The organism is Kribbella soli (assembly GCF_004331345.1).
GTDB lineage: Bacteria > Actinomycetota > Actinomycetes > Propionibacteriales > Kribbellaceae > Kribbella > Kribbella soli.
This window is the reverse complement of sequence record NZ_SJJZ01000002.1, coordinates 974,245-994,218: the sequence shown is the minus strand read 5'-3', so window position 1 is coordinate 994,218 and position 19,974 is coordinate 974,245. Positions and strand designations below refer to the sequence as shown.

General features: G+C 68.3%; 18 protein-coding genes. 11 read left to right on the top strand and 7 right to left on the bottom strand.

Annotated elements, in window-relative coordinates; genetic code table 11:
- Positions 1-41: 41 nt before the first annotated feature.
- The 6 genes from E0H45_RS18895 to E0H45_RS18870 are packed head-to-tail and all read left to right on the top strand — an operon-like array spanning position 42 to position 4,035.
- The gene (locus tag E0H45_RS18895; protein ID WP_131338995.1) at positions 42-797 is read left to right on the top strand and encodes an SDR family oxidoreductase; all 756 of its coding nucleotides are present in this window, start codon (positions 42-44) and stop codon (positions 795-797) included.
- A complete protein-coding gene (locus E0H45_RS18890) occupies positions 794-1,018 on the top strand; it encodes a hypothetical protein (RefSeq protein ID WP_131338993.1) in 225 nt (74 codons plus the stop codon). The genes E0H45_RS18895 and E0H45_RS18890 overlap by 4 nt, the downstream gene beginning before the upstream one ends.
- Entirely contained in the window at positions 1,011-1,880 is an 870-nt protein-coding gene (locus E0H45_RS18885) for an RNA polymerase sigma-70 factor (RefSeq protein WP_131338991.1), read from the top strand. The genes E0H45_RS18890 and E0H45_RS18885 overlap by 8 nt, the downstream gene beginning before the upstream one ends.
- Positions 1,841-2,260: a sigma-70 family RNA polymerase sigma factor family protein gene (locus tag E0H45_RS18880; protein ID WP_202872392.1), complete on the top strand. Its 420-nt coding sequence runs from the start codon at positions 1,841-1,843 to the stop codon at positions 2,258-2,260. The genes E0H45_RS18885 and E0H45_RS18880 overlap by 40 nt, the downstream gene beginning before the upstream one ends.
- A gap of 45 nt (positions 2,261-2,305) precedes the next feature.
- Complete coding sequence (locus E0H45_RS18875) at positions 2,306-3,367, top strand: LLM class flavin-dependent oxidoreductase (protein WP_238155089.1); 1,062 nt, start codon at positions 2,306-2,308, stop codon at positions 3,365-3,367.
- On the top strand, positions 3,364-4,035 hold the full coding sequence (locus E0H45_RS18870) for an NADPH-dependent F420 reductase (protein WP_131338989.1): 672 nt from the start codon (positions 3,364-3,366) through the stop codon (positions 4,033-4,035). The genes E0H45_RS18875 and E0H45_RS18870 overlap by 4 nt, the downstream gene beginning before the upstream one ends.
- A gap of 69 nt (positions 4,036-4,104) precedes the next feature.
- On the opposite strand, the gene E0H45_RS18865 is transcribed toward E0H45_RS18870, so the two are convergent.
- Complete coding sequence (locus E0H45_RS18865; RefSeq protein WP_131338987.1) at positions 4,105-6,930, bottom strand: discoidin domain-containing protein; 2,826 nt, start codon at positions 6,928-6,930, stop codon at positions 4,105-4,107.
- An 89-nt stretch (positions 6,931-7,019) separates the two neighbouring features.
- Entirely contained in the window at positions 7,020-8,228 is a 1,209-nt protein-coding gene (locus E0H45_RS18860) for an ROK family protein (protein WP_131338985.1), read from the bottom strand.
- An 86-nt stretch (positions 8,229-8,314) separates the two neighbouring features.
- On the opposite strand from E0H45_RS18860, the gene E0H45_RS18855 reads away from it, so the two are divergent.
- Genes E0H45_RS18855 through E0H45_RS18835 form a run of 5 tightly spaced genes read left to right on the top strand, consistent with a single transcriptional unit; the run spans position 8,315 to position 13,852 of the window.
- Complete coding sequence (locus E0H45_RS18855; protein ID WP_165546512.1) at positions 8,315-9,613, top strand: extracellular solute-binding protein; 1,299 nt, start codon at positions 8,315-8,317, stop codon at positions 9,611-9,613.
- Positions 9,597-10,463: a carbohydrate ABC transporter permease gene (locus E0H45_RS18850; protein WP_131338981.1), complete on the top strand. Its 867-nt coding sequence runs from the start codon at positions 9,597-9,599 to the stop codon at positions 10,461-10,463. The genes E0H45_RS18855 and E0H45_RS18850 overlap by 17 nt, the downstream gene beginning before the upstream one ends.
- The gene (locus E0H45_RS18845; RefSeq protein ID WP_202872391.1) at positions 10,460-11,272 is read left to right on the top strand and encodes a carbohydrate ABC transporter permease; all 813 of its coding nucleotides are present in this window, start codon (positions 10,460-10,462) and stop codon (positions 11,270-11,272) included. Before E0H45_RS18850 ends, E0H45_RS18845 begins: the two co-directional genes overlap by 4 nt.
- Positions 11,269-13,344: an alpha-galactosidase gene (locus E0H45_RS18840; RefSeq protein WP_131338979.1), complete on the top strand. Its 2,076-nt coding sequence runs from the start codon at positions 11,269-11,271 to the stop codon at positions 13,342-13,344. Before E0H45_RS18845 ends, E0H45_RS18840 begins: the two co-directional genes overlap by 4 nt.
- Before the next feature lie 40 nt (positions 13,345-13,384).
- Positions 13,385-13,852 (top strand): hypothetical protein, encoded by a 468-nt coding sequence (locus tag E0H45_RS18835; RefSeq protein WP_202872390.1) that lies wholly within the window; start codon positions 13,385-13,387, stop codon positions 13,850-13,852.
- A gap of 138 nt (positions 13,853-13,990) precedes the next feature.
- Here E0H45_RS18835 and E0H45_RS18830 read toward each other — a convergent pair whose 3' ends face one another.
- The 5 genes from E0H45_RS18830 to E0H45_RS18810 are packed head-to-tail and all read right to left on the bottom strand — an operon-like array spanning position 13,991 to position 19,974.
- Entirely contained in the window at positions 13,991-14,431 is a 441-nt protein-coding gene (locus E0H45_RS18830) for a response regulator transcription factor (protein WP_202872389.1), read from the bottom strand.
- Positions 14,428-15,840 carry a M20/M25/M40 family metallo-hydrolase gene (locus E0H45_RS18825; RefSeq protein ID WP_131338977.1) on the bottom strand — a complete coding sequence of 471 codons (1,413 nt, stop codon included), beginning with the start codon at positions 15,838-15,840 and terminating at the stop codon, positions 14,428-14,430. The genes E0H45_RS18830 and E0H45_RS18825 overlap by 4 nt, the downstream gene beginning before the upstream one ends.
- A 7-nt stretch (positions 15,841-15,847) precedes the next feature.
- Positions 15,848-17,080 carry a hypothetical protein gene (locus E0H45_RS18820; RefSeq protein WP_131338976.1) on the bottom strand — a complete coding sequence of 411 codons (1,233 nt, stop codon included), beginning with the start codon at positions 17,078-17,080 and terminating at the stop codon, positions 15,848-15,850.
- An 18-nt stretch (positions 17,081-17,098) separates the two neighbouring features.
- A complete protein-coding gene (locus E0H45_RS18815) occupies positions 17,099-19,498 on the bottom strand; it encodes a hypothetical protein (RefSeq protein ID WP_131338974.1) in 2,400 nt (799 codons plus the stop codon).
- Positions 19,495-19,974, bottom strand: coding sequence for a hypothetical protein (locus tag E0H45_RS18810; protein ID WP_131338972.1), 480 nt, complete (start codon positions 19,972-19,974; stop codon positions 19,495-19,497). The genes E0H45_RS18815 and E0H45_RS18810 overlap by 4 nt, the downstream gene beginning before the upstream one ends.

Below are 19,974 nucleotides of genomic sequence, written 5' to 3'. Positions count from 1 at the left end.
TCTTACCTGGTGACAGCTCAAACAACCGAAGGGGTTCTGCGATGAAGATCGTCGTGATCGGCGGCACTGGTCTGATCGGCACGAAGCTGGCGCCGTTGCTCGCCGCGCACGGGCACGAGGTGGTGCCGGCCGCGCCGAGCACCGGCGTCAACACGATCACCGGCGAGGGCCTGGCGGACGTGCTGAAGGGTGCCGACGTCGTCGTCGACGTGGCCAACTCGCCGTCGTTCGAGCCCGGACCGGTGATGGAGTTCTTCAAGACCTCGACCGGGAACCTGCTGCAGGCCGAGGACGAGGCCGGTGTCCGGCACCACGTCGGCATCTCGATCGTCGGCACCGAGCGGCTGCCGGACAACGCGTACTTCGCGGCGAAGATCGCGCAGGAGGAGCTGATCAAGACGTCCGGACTCCCGTACTCGCTGGTGCACGCGACCCAGTTCATGGAGTTCGTCGCCTCGATCGCCGACGAGGGCACCTGGGACGACGGCAAGGTGCACATCGCGCCGGTGGCGTGGGCGCCGATCGCCGCCGAGGACGTTGCGAAGAACCTCGGCCGGGTCGCGGTCGGTGCGCCACTGAACGCGCGGATCGACATCGCCGGGCCGGACGAGTTCCGGATGGACGAGTTCTTCCGCACGGCCCTGGCCGAGCGCGGTGACACTCGTGAGGTGGTCGCCGACGAGCACGCACGGTACTTCGGCTCCGAGCTGACCGAGCGCAGCCTGGTCCCGATCGGCGAAGCCACCCTGGGTGAGCTGCACTACGACGAGTGGTACGCCGCGCAGGCGGGTCGATGACCATGGGCAAGGAGGACCCGTTCCTGCGCGAACTCGACGCCGAGGTCGAGGCGGACATCGAGCTGAACGCGGCCGGTACGCCGCCGGCGGACGAGCCGTCCAGCGAGTGGCTGCTCGATCCGTACGAGGTTCAGGCGGAGGCGGCCGACCTGAACAGCTTGCACAGCGCGATCGAGGCACTGGAGACGGATTCGGGGTCGTATCCTCCAGTTGATGACTGATCAGCTCGATGAGGCGGTCGCGGTCTTCGACGAGGTGCGGCCGCGGCTGATGGGGATCGCGTACCGGATGCTGGGCAGCCACACCGAGGCCGAGGATCTCGTCCAGGAGGTGTGGCTGCGCTGGCAGGCCGCGGACCGCAGCGCGGTCCAGAGCCCGGTCGCGTACCTGTCGACGGCGGTAACCAGGCTCGCGATCAACGCGAGCCAGTCCGCGCGTGCCCGCCGGGAGACCTACATCGGGCCGTGGCTGCCCGAGCCGGTCGACACCAGCGCCGACCCGTACCTCGGCGCCGAGCGCGGGGAGGCGCTGAGCTTCGCGGTCCTCCTCGTGCTCGAACGGTTGTCGCCCACCGAGCGGGCGGCGTACATCCTGCGGGAGGCGTTCGACTACCCGTACGACGAGTTGGCCGCGATGCTGCAGTCGACCGAGCCGGCGGTGCGTCAGCTCGTCAGTCGTGCGCGCAAGCGGATCCGGGCGGACCGCCGTACCGAGGTCAGCGGGAGCCAGCAGAAGACGTTGCTCACGGCCTTCGTCGCGGCGGCCCGGTCGGGCGACCTCGGTGCGTTGGAGCAGTTGCTGGCGAAGGACGCGATCAGCTACTCCGACGGCAACGGTGCGCGGCAGGTGTCGAAGTTCCCGGTGGTCGGGCAGGAGCGGGTGGCGAAGTACTACCGGGCGTTCCACCAGCACTTCTGGATCGGTGTCGAGGTCGAGTTCGGTACGGCGAACGGCCGCGCGGTCGCGATGCTGCGGCGCGACGGCGGCGACGTGTTCGCGGTCTGCACCGTGACCGCGTCGAGCGACGGGATCGACGAGGTGCTGTGGCAGATGAACCCGGCCAAGCTCACCGCGATCGCCTGAAGCGGGAGGTCGAGGTGTTCGAGCGGGGCGATCATGCCGTCGTCCACCGGTTCGCGACGGCGTGCCGGGCCGGCAGCACGGGCGGGATCCGGAGCCTGCTCGCGGCGGAGGTGGTCGCCGTCAGCGACGGCGGCGGCCAGGTGGCGGCGGAGCTCGAGCCAGTCCACGGGCCCGCGCAGGTCGCGCGGTGCCTGACCGACCTGCTGCGCCCGGAGCTGGCGTTGACGGTCGAGGCGGTGAACGGTCAGCCGGGCGTCGTACTGCGTGACACCGGGCGCGTTGTCGCGGTAGTCAGCCTGCGGGTGACCAGTGCCAAGGTGGCCGCGGTGTGGATCGTCCTGAACCCGGACAAGCTCCGACACTGGCGCTCCCGGGAATGAACCCCGGCCGGTCTGGTGTTGACGTGTCAACCTAGACTTGTAGTAGTGAGCGGACAGGAGAGTGCTGAGATGGCCGAGGTGGCCTTCGGGCTGGACACGTTCGGGGACATCCCGGTGGACGACAGCGGCGCGCCGGTGACGGCTGCGGCGGCGATCCGGCAGGTGGTGGACGAGGCCGTCCTGGCCGACCAGATCGGCGTGGACGCGATCGCGCTCGGCGAGCACCACCGTCCGGAGTTCTCGATCTCGTCCCCGGAGACGGTGCTGGCCGGTATCGCGACCCAGACCTCGAACATCAAGCTCGGGTCGGGCGTGACGGTGCTGAGCTCGGACGACCCGGTGCGGGTGTTCCAGCGGTTCTCGACCGTGGACGCGCTGTCGAACGGGCGCGCCGAGGTGATCCTCGGGCGCGGATCGTTCACCGAGTCCTTCCCGCTGTTCGGGTACGACCTGGCCGACTACGACGTACTGTTCGAGGAGAAGCTGCAGCTGTTCGTGCAGTTGCTCGACGAGAAGCCGGTGACCTGGGAAGGCACCGTGCGGGCGGCGCTGGACAACATCGAGGTCTACCCGAAGACCGAGTCCGGCCGGCTGCAGACGTGGGTCGGGGTCGGCGGATCGCCGCAGTCCGTGGTGCGCACGGCGTACTACGGGTTGCCGCTGATGCTCGCCATCATCGGTGGGTCGCCCGAGCGGTTCGCGTCGTACATCGATCTGTACAAGCGGGCGGCGCAGCAGTTCGGGACCGTCGCGCATCCGGTCGGGATGCATTCGCCGGGGTTCGTCGCGGAGACCGACGAGCAGGCGAAGGAGATCTACTTCGCGCCGTACAAGGTGATGCGGGACCGGATCGGGGCGTTGCGCGGCTGGCCGCCGCTGAAGCGCGAGGAGTTCGAGTCCGAGGTGCTGAACGGGTCCATGTACGTCGGGTCGCCGGAGACGGTCGCCCGCCGGATCGCGGGCGCGGTGCAGGCGCTCGGGGTGGAGCGGTTCGACCTGATCTACTCGGGTGGTCCACTGCCGACCAGCGCGCGGCTGAAGGCGGTCGAGCTGTACGGGACCAAGGTGATTCCGCTGGTCCGCGAGATCCTGGCGGAATCCAAGTGACGACGATCGCGATCCTGGGCGCCGGGAAGGTCGGGACGGTGCTGGCGCGGCTGGCGGTCGCGGCCGGGTACCGCGTGCTGATCGCGGGTTCTGGTGACGTCTCGAAGATCGCGCTGATCGTCGAGGTCGTCACGCCCGGCGCGGTGGCCACGACCGCCGCCGAAGCCGTTGCCGAGGCCGATGTGGTGATCCTCGCGCTCCCGCTGGGCAAGTACCGCACCGTCCCGGTCGAGGCACTTCGCGGCAAGCTGGTCATCGACGCGATGAACTACTGGTGGGAGGTCGACGGCATCCGCGACGACCTCACCGATCCGCGTACGTCGTCCTCGGAGATCGTCCAGGAGTTCCTCCCGGAGTCCCGCGTCGTCAAGGCGTTCAACCACATGGGCTATCACGACCTCGACGAGGGTGCGCGTCCCGCCGGTGCCCCCGGACGCAAGGCGATCGCGATCGCCGGCGACGAGACCGACGCGGAGCAGGTGGCCCGGATCGTCGACGCGCTCGGCTTCGACCCGGTCGTCGCCGGCCCGCTGTCCGACGGCGTACGCCTGGAACCGCACACCGAGATGTTCGGCGCCAACGTCACCGCCGCCGAGGTCCGCGCCCTCCTGGCCCGCTTCCCGCAAACCCCCCGCGGCCGACTCATCACCGAAGCCCGCGCCGCCTGAAGCCACTTTGAGCACCCGCCAACCAGAAATCCGCGACGGAAACGGTTGGTGGGTGCTCAAAGAGGGTGTTCAGCCGATGGAGATGCGGTCGAGGTCGGGGGCGGCGTTCTGGGTGTTGTAGATGCGGATGGTGTTGGAGCCTGCTGTGAGGTGGATGGGGAGCTGCGCGGTTTGGACGGTGGTGTTGCCGATGCCGGTGACCGAGACTTCGACCGGTGCGCCGTCGTTGGTGGAGACGAAGTAGGACTTGGTCCCGTTGACGGTGAAGTCGAGGTAGAGGGTGTAGTCGCCGGCTGTGGGGACGGTGACGTCGGGGAACACGACGTGGGCGTCGTCGGAGCCGCCCAGGTTGCGGACCTTCTGGCCGCCTGAGCAGCCGGAGCAGCTGGTCACGCCGGCCGAGCCGATCTGGTTCAGGGAGCTCTCGGCCTCGCGCATGAAGACGCGGTCCGCCGGGCGGATCTGGATCGGGACGGTCTTCGAGATCTTGTGGGGGAGACCAACGGTGTCGAAGGTGACGTCGATCGGGACCTGTGCGGCGGTGGAGCCGGTGAGGGTCCAGGTGCCGGAGATCGTCTGGCCCAGGCGGAGGCGGGAAGCCGTGACGGGATCGCCGGTGACGGTCCAGCCGGCCGGGACGGTGGGGGTCAGCTTCACGTTGTCGATCGCGTCCTCGTCCAGGCGGAGGTTCGCGGTGACGCTGACGGACTGCTGACCTGGACCGACCCAGACGATGCCGGCTGGTTGGACTGTCATCGTGGTCTTCGGGACGTACGACGCAGCCGGCAGCGGGCCGACTGTGATGCGGTCGAGGGCCGGCTCACCCGTGATCTGTACGACGTTGGCACCGGCCTGGAGTTGCACCGGAACTGCGATGCTCGTGGGCACCTCCGGGTTGCCCGGGTCGAGGGATGCCTGCACCGGCGCGGCGCCGTTGACCCGGACCCGGAAGGTGCGGTCCCGGGACGGCGTTCCGTACAGCTCCAGTTCGTAGGTCCCGGCGGTCGGCGCCTGGACGTTCTGGTAGGTCACCCCGCCGACCACCGCAGCGGATCCCGAGCACGCCGAGCACGGCCGCACGTGTGTCCCGCGCACCGACTCGGCTTCCAGCGGCAGTGGATTGTGCAGCGCCTGCGGGTAGGCATACCCGACGCGGATCTCGTCGATCTTCAGCTTCCCGAAGTAGGTGGGAGACTGCGCGCCGGCCCAGGTGTTCAGCACGTCCAGCTTCACGTACCGCGCGAGCTGATGGCCGATGTCGATGAACTGGACCCCGCGCCGGCTCGGCATCGCGTCGGCGCGGACCTGCTTCCAGTGCCGCCCGTCGACGCTGACCGACACCGTGTAGTCCTTGATCCGCGCGGAGTCCTCGGGCCGGCCGAAGGACTCGCGCGCATGCGTCGGGGACCACTCGGTCTGATTCACCGCCAGGTACGTCGCCGGCTGCGGCCGACCCAGATCCAGCGTCACCGTCGCCGGGAACTTCCCGTCGGCATCCCAGTAGCTCGGGTACACACCGTCGACCAGGCCGGCCGCCGGATGGTCCGCGGCAGCCGAGGACGCCGTTGCCTTGAGCATCGATTGCGGGTACAGCCCGAGTTGCCCGTCGGTCGTCACCTTGAACACGGTGTCGTAGGTGTCCCACGCCGTGACGCCGAGAATGCTCAGATACCCGCCCGACTGATTGAATCGGAAGGACTTCCCGGTCCGCACGTCCGTGACACCGGTGACGCGATATCCGTTGTCCCGCAATCTCACCAGGTCCTGCGACACCGGCTTCGTCAGCACATGGACGTACTGCGTGCCTCCGGCGAGCGTGATCACACCGTGCGCGCCGTCGTTCCAGAATCCGGGCTGCATCCCGCCGTACATGTACCCGCCGCCGTTCGTCCTGGCCAGCGACGACCAGATCGGCGGCAGCCACTCGGCCATGAAGTTGTTGAAGGCGACCTGCTGCGCCGGGAACTTCCCGTTCACCATCGCGGTCTCCGCCATCAACGACTTGATCGACGATCCGGCGTTCGCGACGTACCGGCCGACGCTCAGTCCGTAGTCGACCTTGCTGTCGCTGCCGTCGTACCACCACTGGCCGGTCGTCGGCAGTTTGTAGTCGGCCTCGGTCAGCCGCGGCATCGGCGTGAACGTCGCCTGCGGGTAGTCGTACGCCGGGGTGATGCCAGTCTTCTGCTCGTTGCTGACCGTGTCCATGATCGGCGTGTCCTCGTTGTTGTTGCTGAGCAACCACGACGGCCGTTGCTGCCGGATCTGTTCGTACAGTCCGTGCTGCTCCCAGTATTCGTTGTCGTTGTCGATCCAGAACCCGGACAGGTCGGGGTAGTTGTCCATCACCTCGTGGAACAGGTCGTAGCTGTACATCCCGAACCCTTGCCGCGTGGTCAGGTCGACCTGCTGACCCTTGTACGCCGAGTACGCCGCCGAGTCGAGGGTCTCGACGCCAGGTACCTCGTTGTGCCACTGCGGGTCGTCGGTCATGTAGAGCAGCACGTGCACGCCCTTGGCCTTGCCCGCGGCAACCAGTTCGCCGAGGAAGTCTCGCTGCGTGGCGCAACTACCGGGAATCTTGGACGGCCACGGCCGGGCGTACCCGAGCCGGCTGTGGAACGTCGCGAGCACGATGTACGACGCGTGCAGCTTGAGCGCCTCGTCGACCCAGTAGTCCGCACTCCACCCGCCGGCGGTCACGTCCCGCTCCCAGGCGGCGCAGTCGGTGTGGCGGGGTGCGGTGAACATGCCCCAGTGCAGGAACAGGCCGGCGGTGGAGTCGCGCAGCCACTGCTGTCGCGGATTCTCCACCTCGGCCTTGGCGGGGATCACTGAGAGGAGGGTCGTGAACAGGGCGAGTACCAGGAGGGCAGCACGGGACCGGAGGGCCATCGGTGATCTCTCACTTCCAGCTGGGCGGGAATTACGGCAACCAGATTGCCTATTCAGAGATCCGATCTTTCATCGCCGGGCCGCCCCGGTCAAGACCCCGGGACCGCCAAGAGCTCCGCGAGGACGGCGTCCAGCGCCATCCGGGCCGCGCCGAGGGCGACCGAGTCGGCGCCCATCGTCGAGCTGACCACGTCGATCGGGACCAGGCTGAGTTTGGCCAGCTCCCGCCGGAACGGCTCGGCGATGATCGCTCCGCCGCGCGACATGCCGCCGCCGAGCACGATCAGCTCGGGGTCCACGGCCAGCGCGAGCACCGCCGCGCCGCGGGCCAGCACCTCGGCGAACTCGATCAGCACCTCGAGACTCTCCGGATCCTGCCGGGCCGCCGACGCGATCACCAGTTCGCCCTCCCGCCCCGGCGCGACACCGTCCGCGGCGGCGAGCGCCGCACCACGGGCATGCAGCCGCTCCATCGCCGGCGCCCATCCGAGCGCCGGGAACACCCCGATCTCGCCCGCCGCCCCGTGCCGCCCCTGGTGCACCTGCCCGTCGATCAGCACGCCGGCGCCCGCACGATGACCGGCGAACATGTAGACGATGTCGCGGTGGTCGCGCGCCGCGCCCTTCCAGTGCTCGGCCAGCGCGGCCAGTTTCACGTCGTTCGCGATCGCGACCGGTTTGCCCAGCCCTGCGGACAGTTCACCCGCCACATCGATCTCGGTGAACCCGGGCAGCGAGTACGGCGCCAGTCCCGAGCCGACGGGTCCGTCGCGGACGTCGTGCACCCCCTCGGCGGCCCGGAGCGCACCGGTCACCCCGACGGCGACGCCGGTGATGTCCGCCGGGTCGATGCGCGCCTGTGCCCAGCTCGCGCGCGCGGCGTCGATCGCGGCGCGGACGCGGCCGGGGGCTTCGAGCGCCGGGTCGAGTTCGACGCGATGGGTGGCGAGCGTGGTGCCGCGCAGGTCGGTCACCACCGCCAGTGCCTTGTGTGCGCCAATGTCCAGGCCGGCGACGTACCCGGACTCGGCGCGGAACCGGAAGTGCCGGGCCGGCCGCCCGGCGCCGCGGGTCGACGAGGGGGTGCGCGGCGCGGAGGTTTCCTCGACGCGGCCCTCGGCGAGCAGTTCGGCGAGCAGGTCCTCGGCGGTCGGCCGGGAGACGCCGACGACGGCGCGGAGTTCGCGCAGCGTCAGTGACTCCGCGGCGAGGAAGGCGCCGCGGGCCGCGGCCAGGTTCAGCCGGCGCAGCAGCGACGAGTCGCCCATCCGGCCGCCGGTCGCTCGATCTTGACTCATCCGATGAATCGTCCTTATGCTCGCGCCGATATTGCTAACTAGCCTGCATATTTGATCCGATGGTACTGCCGTCGAGAGGAACCTTGATGAGATCACGGTTGACGGTCACCCTGGCGGCCCTTCTGACGGTAGCGCTCGCCGGCTGTACCCAGGGAGGCAAGTCGGCGAGCGGCGGGCCGAGCGGCAGCGCCGGCGGCACTGTCGAGCTGACGATGCTGACCTTCGAGACCCCGAACCTGCCGGCCGCGCTGTGGGACTCGGCGATCGCTCGGGTGGAGCAGAAGGTGCCGGGCGTGAAGATCAAGAAGCTGGTCACGCCGAACGTCGACCGGACGACGTACGCCAAGCAGCTGGCCAGTTCGGGACAGCTGCCGGACATCATGATCGCGGTGAACCCGCAGGGCTTCGCCGAAGGCGGTCAGCTGGCCGAGTTCAGCCAGGACGACCTCAAGGACTTCGCGGACCCGGCGTCCGGCGCGATCAAGGGCAAGATCTACCAGCTGCCGACGAACGCGCAGCCGCAGTCGCTGCTGTACTACAACAAGGACGACTTCGCGAAGGCGAAGATCGCCGCGCCGCCGAAGACCTGGACCGAGTTCCTCGCCGACTGCGCCAAGCTGAAGGCGGTCGGTATCACGCCGATCGCGGTCGGCGGTGGCGGCCAGGACACCTTCGCCAGTATGTACACCTGGGTCGGCACGGTCGGCACCGACGTCTACCTGACCGATCCGGACTTCTCGAAGGAGATCACGAGCGGCTCGAAGACGTTCGACGATCCGTCGTTCGTCAAGGCAACCGACAAGGTCGCGCAGCTGGCGAAGCTCGGGTACCTCGACAAGCAGGGCACCAGCCGGTCGTACGCCGACCACGAGAAGGCGTTCCGCGCCGGGTCGGCGGCGATGTACCCGATGGGGTCGTGGTTCGCGACGTCCGCGGACAACGACAAGCCGAAGTTCGGGGTCGGCGTGTTCGCGTGGCCGTCCGACGACGGCAAGGCCGTCGTACCGAATCTCACCGGTGGTGGGCTGAGCGTCAGTGCCAAGGCCGAGAACGTCGACCTGGCGAAGAAGTTCGCGCTGGAGTGGACGAGGGACAAGGAGACGTCCGACGCGTTCACCAAGGCCGACGGGACGTTCAACACGATCAAGGGCTACCAGCCGCCGGCCGACATGGGGCCGCTGTTCAAGGAGACGCTGGCGATCTACAACCAGGCCGTGAAGGACGCGACGGTGACGCCGGCGCTGTCGATCGAGCAGGGCGACAACGGACTGCCCGCGGACATGACGGTGCCGGTGCAGCAGATCGCGGTCGAACTGCTGAACGGGAAGTCCGACGCCAAGGCCGCGGTGACGAAACTGAACAAGGAATATGCGTCGCTCAAATAGTCAGTCGGCGCGGGAGTTCGCCGGCTTCGCCCTGCCCGGATTGTTCCTCTACGGATTGCTGGTGCTGGTCCCGATCGGCTGGACCGTGGTGCTGGGGTTCACCGATCGGAACCGCTTCGCCGCTGCCACGCACTGGGTCGGGCTCGAGCAGTTCCAGCGGTTGTTCGGCGACGACCAGTTCTGGCTGGTACTGAAGAACACGTTCGTGGTGACGGCGATCGTGGTCGTCGTACCGAATGTCCTCGGGCTCGCGATCGCGTTGCTGCTGGACCGCAACACGCTGCTGTACCGGCTGCTGCGGTCGCTGTTCTTCACGCCGGTGATTCTCAGCGGGATCGTGGTCAGCGTCATCTGGCAGAGCATGCTGCGGCCAGGCGGTGTCCTGAACCGGTTCTTCGGTGCGGTGGGCTGGCTGTCGGATCCCGGGATCGCGCTCTACTCGATTTCCGGGATCCTCTGCTGGCAGATGCTCGGCTTCTGCGTCGTGGTCTATCTCGCGGGGCTGAACGGCGTACCGCGGGAGCTGTACGAGGCGGCGATCGTCGACGGCGCCGGCTGGTGGCGACGGTTCGGATCGGTGACCTGGCCGATGATCGCGTCCGCGGTGACGATCAACACGGTGATGCTGCTGATCAGCGGTTTCAAGGTGTACGAGCACATCCTCGTGCTGACCAACGGCGGTCCGGGCCGCAACACCACCGCGTCGATCGCGTTCGACGTCATCGAGAAGGGGGTGCGTGGCGACCGGATCGGGTTCGCCGCGGCGGAGGCGACCGTGATGCTCGCGATCATCGTCGCGTTGAGTGGCGTCGTACTGCAGGTGCTCCGGCGCCGGGAGGTGCACCTGTGAGGACACTGCGACCGATCGGCGCCGTCGCCTTGGCCGCCCTGTTCTTCTTCCCGGTGTACGTCGTCGTGACGGGCATGCTGAAACCGGTCAAGGACATCCAGTCGTCGCCACTCGGACTGCCTACGCCGCCGACCACCGCGAACCTCGACGCGGTCCTGGGCCGGGAGGACGGGTTGTACTGGTCGGCGTTGCTCAACAGCGTGCAGATCACCGTGCTCTCGGTGGTCGCGCTGACGTTGCTCTCGGCGATGCTGGCGCACTACCTGGTTCGCTCGACGGCTCGCTGGACCCGGCCGGCTCTTCTGATGCTGCTGGCGGGTCTGATGATCCCGCCCGCGGTGATCCTGCAGCCGATCACACAGGTCCTCGGTGCGGCCGGGCTGATGAACTCGGTGATCGGTGTGGTGTGCGCTAACGTCGCGTACTACCTGCCGTTCGGCGTCTTCGTGTTCGCCGGGTTCATCGGCGGCGTACCGGTGGAGATGGAGGAGGCTGCGAGTATCGACGGGGCGAGCCGGTTCCGGCTGTTCTGGCAGGTGGTGTTCCCGACGCTCCGCCCGGCCGCGGCGAGCGTGATGATCTTCCTCGGGGTCTGGGTGTGGAACGACTTCCTCACCCCGCTGATTGTCCTCGGACCCGAGTCCGGGACGACCGTGACGGTTGGCGTCTACCGCTCGGTGGGGGAGTACTCGACCGACTTCGGCACGCTGTACGCGTTCTCGTTCCTCGCATCGCTGCCGGTCCTGTTGTTCTTCGTCGCGCTGCAGAAGCAGTTCGTCGCCGGCCTGACCGCGGGGGCTGTCAAGTGAACATCCACTTCGCCGATCGGGTCCTGCTGATCAGCACGCCGGGTACGTCGTACTCGGCGTACCTCGGTGACGACGACATCCCGATCCACACCCACTGGGGCGCGCGGATCACGGTGTCCGATGCGGAGCACCTCGCGCGGTCGACGGCTGCCCGGTTGGCGGGGGAGTGGACGAGCTTCCGGTCCGCGGCCAACGGGCATGAGGAGTATCCGATCGACGGGGGTCTGCAGTTCGGACGGGCGGCCTTGTCGCTCGGGGGCGGTGAGTGGTCCTTCGTCGGGCACGTGATCCGCGAAGGGCGCGAGCTGGAGTTGCTGTTCGCCGTCGGAGCGGTGCGAGTCAGCCTGCACTACCGGGCGAACGACGACAGCGACGTGATCGACCGGTGGGTCAGGGTGCGGAACGACTCGAGTGAGACGGTCGAGATCCATCGATTGGACTCGGCGGCGTGGGTCCTGCCGGAGCAGGCGTCGTACCGGATGTCGACGTTGACCGGGCGGTGGGCGGCGGAGACGCGGCTGAGCCGGCACGCGCTCGGCGAAGGGCGGTTCGTGCTCGAGAGCCGACGGGGGATCACGAGTCACCATGTGAATCCGTGGTTCGCGATCGACGACGGGACCGCGACGGAGGAGTACGGCGACGTCTTCAGTGCGGCCCTGCACTGGAGCGGGTCGTGGCGGATGCTCGCGCAGTACGAGATCGACGAGCCGGTCCAGGCCTTGTTCGGTTGGGGGCATGAGGATTTCGGACCGCGGCTGATGGAGCCGGGGGAGGAGCTGACGACGCCGGTGTCCTCCGGGCTGTTCAGCACGGGCGGCTTCGGTACGACGAGTCGCGCGTGGCACTCGTACGCGTTGAAGCACGTGCTGCCGCGGTCCGGCGACGTACGGCCGGTGGTGTTCAACTCGTGGGAGGCGACCGGCTTCGACGTGGACGAGGCCGGGCAGGTCGAGTTGGCGACGCGGGCGGCCGGCCTCGGGTGTGAGTTGTTCGTGCTCGACGACGGGTGGTTCGGTGGCCGCATCGACGACCGGACCGGGTTGGGCGACTGGTGGGTGAACCGGGAGCGGTTCCCGAACGGGCTGGGGCCGTTGATCGCACAGGTGCAGGCGCTCGGCATGGAGTTCGGCCTGTGGGTCGAGCCGGAGATGGTGAATCCCGACTCGGACCTCTACCGGACGCATCCGGACTGGGTCTACCACTTCGAGGGCCGGCCGCCGGCGCTGCGGCGGAATCAGCTGGTGCTGAACCTGGCCCGGCCGGACGTGGCGCGCTGGGTCCTGGAGACGTTGGACGCGCTGCTGTCGTCCAACGACCTGCGGTTCGTGAAATGGGACATGAACCGGCCGTTCGCGGACACCGGCTGGCCGGCGGCGCCGGAACGGCAGGGACGGATCTGGTTCGACCACGTGACTGCGGTGTACGGGATCATCGACGCCTTGCGGGACAAGCATCCCGGCGTCGCGATCGAGGCGTGCTCGGGTGGGGGCGGACGGGTCGATCTGGGCATGATGGCGCGCACCGATCAGTTCTGGACGTCGGACAACACCGACGCACTGGATCGCAGGTACATCCAGCACGGGTTCAGCCAGGTGTACCCGGCGCGGACGATGTCGTGCTGGGTGACCGACGTACCGACGTTCATCAACAAGCGGAACGTGCCGTTGAGCTATCGCTTCCATGTGGCGATGGCGGGTGTGCTCGGGATCGGTGGGGATCTGACGTCGTGGTCGGCCGGAGATCTCGCGATGGCAAGAGATCTGATTGCCGAGTACAAGGAGATTCGGGAGGTCGTGCAGTTCGGAGCGCAGTACCGGCTGGGCGATCCCGGGCGCGGGATGTCAGCGGTTCAGTACGTCGGTCCTCGTGAGTCCGTCGTACTCGTCTACCAGGAGGCGCAGCAGTACGACAGTGCACCGCGACCGCTCCGGCTTCGCGGCCTGAAGCCCGAGGCCACGTACTCCTACGAGAACCTCACTGGCGCCGCGCTCATGTCCCACGGCATCTTCCTCGATCTCACCGGCGACTACGCGAGCAAGCTCATCCGACTGAGGGAAGTGGATCACCCGTAGGAGGGAGCCCACCGGTAGCACCAGCTTCTACCGTCGAGACATGAGGAAGTGGCCGGCGTACGGAGTCGCAGTACTGATGCTTGGATACGCCGTCGGAAAGGCCGCATTCGCGGTGCAGGGACGACTGGGCTTTCCGACGGGCCCGGTGGTGTCCGCGGCTGAGCAGGAGAGGTACTTTCTCAACCCCTCGCTGGCTCAGTCGTTTGCTGCCGTGTCCGGGATTGTCGGTGCGATGCTGGCATTGGCCACGATCGGCGCGTTCGGGCGGCGGGTGCCGCGGCGGCTGATGCTGGTGGCGTTGGCTGTGCTCGTCGTCGGGGTGGGTGCGGGGTCGGTGGTGATGGTCCTGGACGGCTTCGTCGGGTTGGGCATCGGCTGGCAGTGGTACCACGGTGTCGTCGGGCTGATCACCTTCGTCCTCCTGGTTGCGATGGCTCGCGGCTACTTCGGCGCCGATGCCGGCGGTGACGACACAGGCGATGCCGAAGACCTGGAGGAGGCCCGGTGACTGGCTGAGGAGTAGCCGGCCGATCAGGAGAGCCAGGGCAGGCTCGAGGCGCATGAGGGTGCCGACCAGGTCGACCTCGCGCTGACCTACGACTACAACCTCGCACCCGCGGCCCTCGACCCCTCCCTGGAAGCGGTGTCAGGCGCCGAAGAACTGGGCGACCATCTCGGCGCGGCTGGTGACGTCGAGTTTGGCGAAGATGCGGCGCATGTGGGTCGACACGGTCCACGGGCTGATGTCCAGGGAGCTTGCGATCGCGCGGTTGGTGGCGCCGTCCGCGACCAGGCGGGCGACCTGCAGTTCCCGCGGGCTGAGCGTGTGCCGCGGGACCTGCGCCGAGACGACGAGGACGCACCGGACGTTGTCGTGTTCGAGCATCACCGACACACCGCTGTCGCTGGTCGTCGTCTCCACGGCGTACAGCTCGACGTGGTCGAGCATCGCCCGCAACGCGGCCACGATGCACTCCCGCAGAGCTACGTCGTCGGTCGTGTCCCCCGGACCGGCGTCGCGTGGTGGCGGCGAATGCGCGAAAGTACCGGACTCCCGGATCGACGCAGGTGTGACGGTAGCGGTCATCGTTCCTCCCCCTCGAGCTGCACCGGCCGTTCGCCGCAAGGAAGCTGCCGGATCTCTCCATGGTGATCCCTTCGCAGCGATCCCGGTACCGGGTCGCCCCGAATCGGCCGGGTCAATGTCCGGGTCAATGTCCACAGCAAGGTCGCCGACATCCGTACCGCGGCCGCCCATCCGGCGATGTCCAGCGACTCGTCGGGGCCGTGCGCGTTCCCTCCCGGAGGCCCGAATCCCAGCAGGAGTGGGCGAATCCGCAACGCGTGGGACAGTACGCCGACCGCCGGGATGGTGCCGCCGGACCGGACGTAGACCGGTGGCCGGCCGTGGACTGCGACACACGCTTGATCAACCGCTTGTCGCACCAGGCGATCCGGTGTGAGGTCGAGTGCCGGTGTTCCACGAGTGAAGTGCAGTTGTACGCGCGCACCTCGCGGAGCACACCGCATGAGCAGGCGGCGCGCACGACGTACGACGTCGGCCGGATCGGAGCGTGGTGGCAACCGCAGATCGAGTACGGCGGACGCTCGCGACGGCAAGGCAGCACCGCCGGTACCGGCGACGAGCCGAGTGACACCGATCGATCCGTGCAGGGTCACCCGTTCGTCCAAGCCCGCGCCGACGGTCGCGCGGCCGCGGGCGGCTTGTCTGACGGCGGCGTCGGTACGCGCGACAGCCGAGGGTGGAGTCGGCACGGACGTGGTGAAGAGCTCCTTGTGCAGAATCCGCAACGCATCGGCGAGCACGAGGCTCGGGTCGACCACGGCGCCACCGAGCCGGCCGGCGTGTACCGCCGTACCGCCGGTATCGACCGTGAGCGTGGCCGCGAGCCGGCCGCGCTGGCTGATTGTCACGGTCGGCGTGCCGTCGTCGTACCGCTCGGTGTCGGAGACGATCACCGCCACCGGCCGGAGCTGCCGCGCGACCTCGTGGACGACCTCGGCGAACCCCGTGCTGCCGACCTCCTCGGCACCCTCGGCGATCACGACGACCTCGGCCGGCAGCAGGCCCGGCCAGGCGTCCAACGCACACAGGTGCGCGAACAGTTGACCCTTGTCGTCGTTGGCGCCGCGCGCGTGGATGACCCCGTCACGAATCACCGGACGGAACGGGTGCGACGACCATCCGGCACCGGCCGGCTGTACGTCGTAGTGCCCGTAGATCACCACCTGCCGGGCACCTGGCCGTGCGGGCCAGCGCGCGACGACGACATCTCGTCCGTGGCGCGTGGGCCGCAGGTCCACCATCGCGCCGCGGGCTCGTTGCCAGGACGCGAGCCACCGGGCGGCCCGGCCGACGTCGGCGGTACGGCGTGGATCCGCGCTGACCGAGGGGATGGCGAGCCAGTCCAGCAGCTCGGTCAGGCGTCGTGCTTGCCGCTGCTCGGCAGCGGCAAGCACCTCCGGCAGGATCATCGTTCATTCACGGTCGCGTCCGGGCCGGAACGCCGCCCTGACCACCGCGATAGGTACCGAGTCCGCCGCGTTGCGGGTAGATGGGCCCACCGGCCCGAGCGGCCGGCATCTGGGACGGCGAGCGTTCGCTGTACCGCGCGGCGACGCCGGCTTGTCCCATCTGCTCCCACGGCATGACCCGGTCGGTGCCGGTACGCCGGGCGAGACTCATCGCCTGCGCGGACGTCAGCCACTCTTCGGAAGGTTCGGCGATCTCCATCAGCAGCGTCTCGAACTGACCGCGCCCGGTCTCCATCACATGGTTCCCGGACAGCCAGCGCAGTACCTCCCGGCCGTTCACGGCCATCCGCTGCCGCGGACTGCTCTGCAGGCGTACGTCGAAGTACCTGATCAGGACCTCGTCGACGACGTCCCACGCGTTCGCGGCACCGAACAGATCCTTGACGTCGGCGGAGCCGAGGATCGCGAAGCACTCCTCGAGCAGGTTCATGACCTCGACCCGGAGCACGTTCAGGTGACCGTACGAGGTGAACTTCAGGTTGTTCCGCAGGTCGAGGCCGGCCCGCCGGACGACGGCGATCGAGCCGAAGCTCGGGTCCAGGGCGCGTTCCCTGATCACGTCGCTGATCCGCTTGTCCCGCCAGAACAACGTGACCTGGTTGACGAAGTGCGAGAACAGCATGTGGAAGTCGGTGTTCGGCCGGCTCTGCCCGGCGCCGAGACCACGTCCGTAGCCGAGCACCCGGCGGTACGCCGCCGTCCGGTCCTTGGCCGTGTAACGCAGGACGTCGCGACGGTCGAACTGGTAGAGCCGGTAGGCGCCCTCGCCACCGGACAACCGGATCGCGCCACCCTCGAACAGCTGCTTCAACCGCTGCACGACCTTGAAGACGCCGATCCGCTCGTGCTGGTAGATGTAGTAGAGATCGCCGACCGCGACGACCCGCTCGGAGTTGACGTTCTCGTCGTACTCCGCGACACCCTGCGAAACCTTGACGTCGCCGAACTTCTGCGCCGCGTCCGGCCCGACGCCGACCAGCTGGGCCAGCCCGCCGTCCGGCGGCTGCGGCCCGGCCGCATCCGCCTCCCGCGCCGCCGTCACCAGATCTTCGAGCTGCCGGTTGATCTCCTCGGCCAACGCCGGATTGGAAACCAGACTCCCCGACAACCGCTCAGCCACCTGAGTCCGCAGCGCCTGCATCCGATCCAGCAAGTCCTGATAATCCCGCTCGGAAAGCATGTCAGCTCCTCCTCCGCGTCACTGCTTGCGGATGCGTTCGGCGTCGGCTTGCGCCCTGCGTTGGGCCTTCGCTGCGGCCCGCTGTGCGCGGACGACCTTCCGCAGGGCCTTCTTCTTGGCCTTCTTCGCCTTGTCGACCCTCTTCGTCGCCTTGCTCCGGCTCCGCTTGGCGTGCTTGAGCTGGTCGTTGGCGGCCTGCTTGTCGCTCTTCGCCGCATCGACGCTCTGCTCCAGCACATCCGCTTCGAGCATCAACTGCTCGTCGATCAGCGCGTTCTCGACCCGCTCCGTTTCGACCTTGGCGAGCGAGTTCATCAGCTTCTGCACCTTCTTGCCTTTGAGGGCGGACTTCATCCGCTTGCGGGTCCGCTTGTTGGGTGCGAACTCGGGCAGTACGGCGGCCGCGCGTCGACGTACGTTCTTGTTCTCAGCCATCGCCTGCCACCTCGGGATGCCCGGGTCGGCCGCTGTCGAGCCGGCCGACTGCGCGATGGTGCCGCCGGCTGTCTGCCGGGAACCGCCGAACTGGTCGTCATGGCAGCCGCAGTCGCAGTCCTTGCAGTCGTCGGAACAACCGTCGAGGCACTCGTCGTCGGTGACTATGGGATCGATCGGGTCGGGGGCGGACTGCGGGACGAAGCGTTGGTTGGGGTCGATATCGGTCCAGGCGGTGGGGAGGTCGTCTTCGGTATCGAGGTCCTGGTCGTCCGCGGGCCGGAGCCTTGGCCAGGTTGTCACGGCCGGCCCGCTGACCACGCGGCCGAGCTCCCCGTCGAGGACAGCCAGGGGGACCTCGCTTGCGGCAATCAGGACGCCGCCGCTACCGGCCTGCGGCAACAGTCCCGTGAGGCGTGCTGGAAGGGCATCCCTTTGGAAGATCCCGGACAGGTGGTCGTCATCGGCGCTGGCGCTGTCCTGGAGCGGGAGGACGAGGTCGGCGAAGTTCGCCGAGCTGCCGTTCTCGACGACGAACGCCGGGATGTACGTCGGACGGAGATGGAGACCCCGTACCTCGACGCGGATGAAGTTCGTGTTGCTGTCGAACGGGATCAGGGCGAGGTCGAGCAGTACTGCGCCGGCGTACCGGCCGATGCGGATCGCCTTGGCGGTCAGGCCCTGCATCAGACCGCACAGTGTGGAGACCGCGATCTTGACGCGTCCGGAGTACATGCCAGGCGGCAACGGCGTACAGCAGCCGAGTGGGATGCAAGTGACCTTGCGGCGGGAGCCGCAGTGGCAGCCGTTTGCGCAGGACGGACTGCCGCAAGGGACCAGACGAAGTACCAGCTTGTCGCGCAGTGTGTGCAGCAGGTCGATGGCTGTCGGCGTGAAGGTCGAGACCAGGCCGTCGCGACCGGTGTCGCGGATGATGTTGGGCCCGTCCTGGGTGACGAAGACTCGGAGCCACTGCACCACGTCGTCGAGGGTCAGGCCGCTGCTTCGGTCGAGCACGACGGTCTGGCGCTCTGCACCCGACACCAGAACCGAGTCGAGGACAGCTTCGAATTCGTCAACCTGCTCGGACGTTGCGGCGAGCAGACGGCTGATCTGTATGAGGTCGGTGCCCAAGAACCCGCTGCCGGCACCCAACGTGAAGCCGATCCGGCGATTCGACCAGGAGTTCTGGAGGTCGGTGACCAGCTCGACAAGAGTCCAGAAACTGGTCCGCTGCTTTTCCTCGTCGACGGTGTTGACGTGGTCGTCGTCCAGGCCGAACCGGTCTCGCAAGGCACCGAGCTGGCCGGGGATGGTATCTGGGTTGACCTCGGCTTTCGCGGCCGGGACCGTGGTTCGTTCGCGGTTCGCAGCGTTGACCGAGAACTGCGGACGGTAGGTCTTGAGGAGCCCCACGTCCGTGCCCTGCTCACCGCCTGCGGAGGCCGGCGCGGCCGGGTTGAAGCCTGTTAGTACGCCGAAGGCTGAGTCGACGAGGGGTACTCGGGGGCCGCCTTCGCGACCGAATTCGGTGACTATTCGTCGGACTGAGTCTCGGACGAGGGTTCGGTAGGCCTCGCAGTCCTGGGGGTCGGCGTCGGTGCGGAGGGGTTGGAGGCTGTCGAGCATTCGGGTGATTTGTTCGTGGGCGGCCTTGGCCCGCAGGTACAAGGACGCCTGGCCGCCGGTGACGCCGCCGAGGTCGGCCTGGACGGCCACGCCGCGCGGGACGTACTTCGCGATCACGTGGTCCTCGAACGTCGAGAGCTCGAAGGACGCCGACAACGCCGCGGTGAACGCCTGCGGGTCCTGGACGCGTGGCCGCCAGCCGAGCACGTCGCGGATGGCGGCGCTCACCGCCGGACCCTGGTCGCCGGAGCCGGAGGCGCTCGCCGGACGGGCGACCGAGTCCGCCGTCATCAGCGGGAAGGCCTGGTCGACCTCGACGACCGGGAGTCCTGGCTGCGATTTGTCTTTGGTCACGACGACCTCCTGGAGGTATTCGCCCGGGCCGTCGCGACGGACGGTTCGGTGACGAGCTCATGCCACGCGTCGCCGACGGCCACACCGGCCGCGACGAGCGGTTCTTCACAGCGTTCGAGGCTCTGTTCGACACCCGACCACCACGACGGCCAGGAACCACCCCGCCGCCTTGTGGAGCCGCGCAGTCGCCAGACCGCCTCATGGGCGCGCAGGTCGCGCCAGTAGATCAGGCTTGCTTCTCGCAGCAGCCGGTCGACCGTACAGGCCTCGCGCGTCGCGGACGGGTCGTCCGCGGCGGCGATGGCCTCGGCCAGCCGGCCTTGGATCTCGACGGTGAGTTGCGCGATGTGTTCCGCGGCGGCGAGGTCGCTCTCGACCGGCTGGTCGTCGTTCGCGGTCAGCACGAGTTCGGCGACCGCGAGCCACAGTGCGTGGAGCGCCTCGTGCATCGCCGTACGGCGGTCTGCGATGGTCAC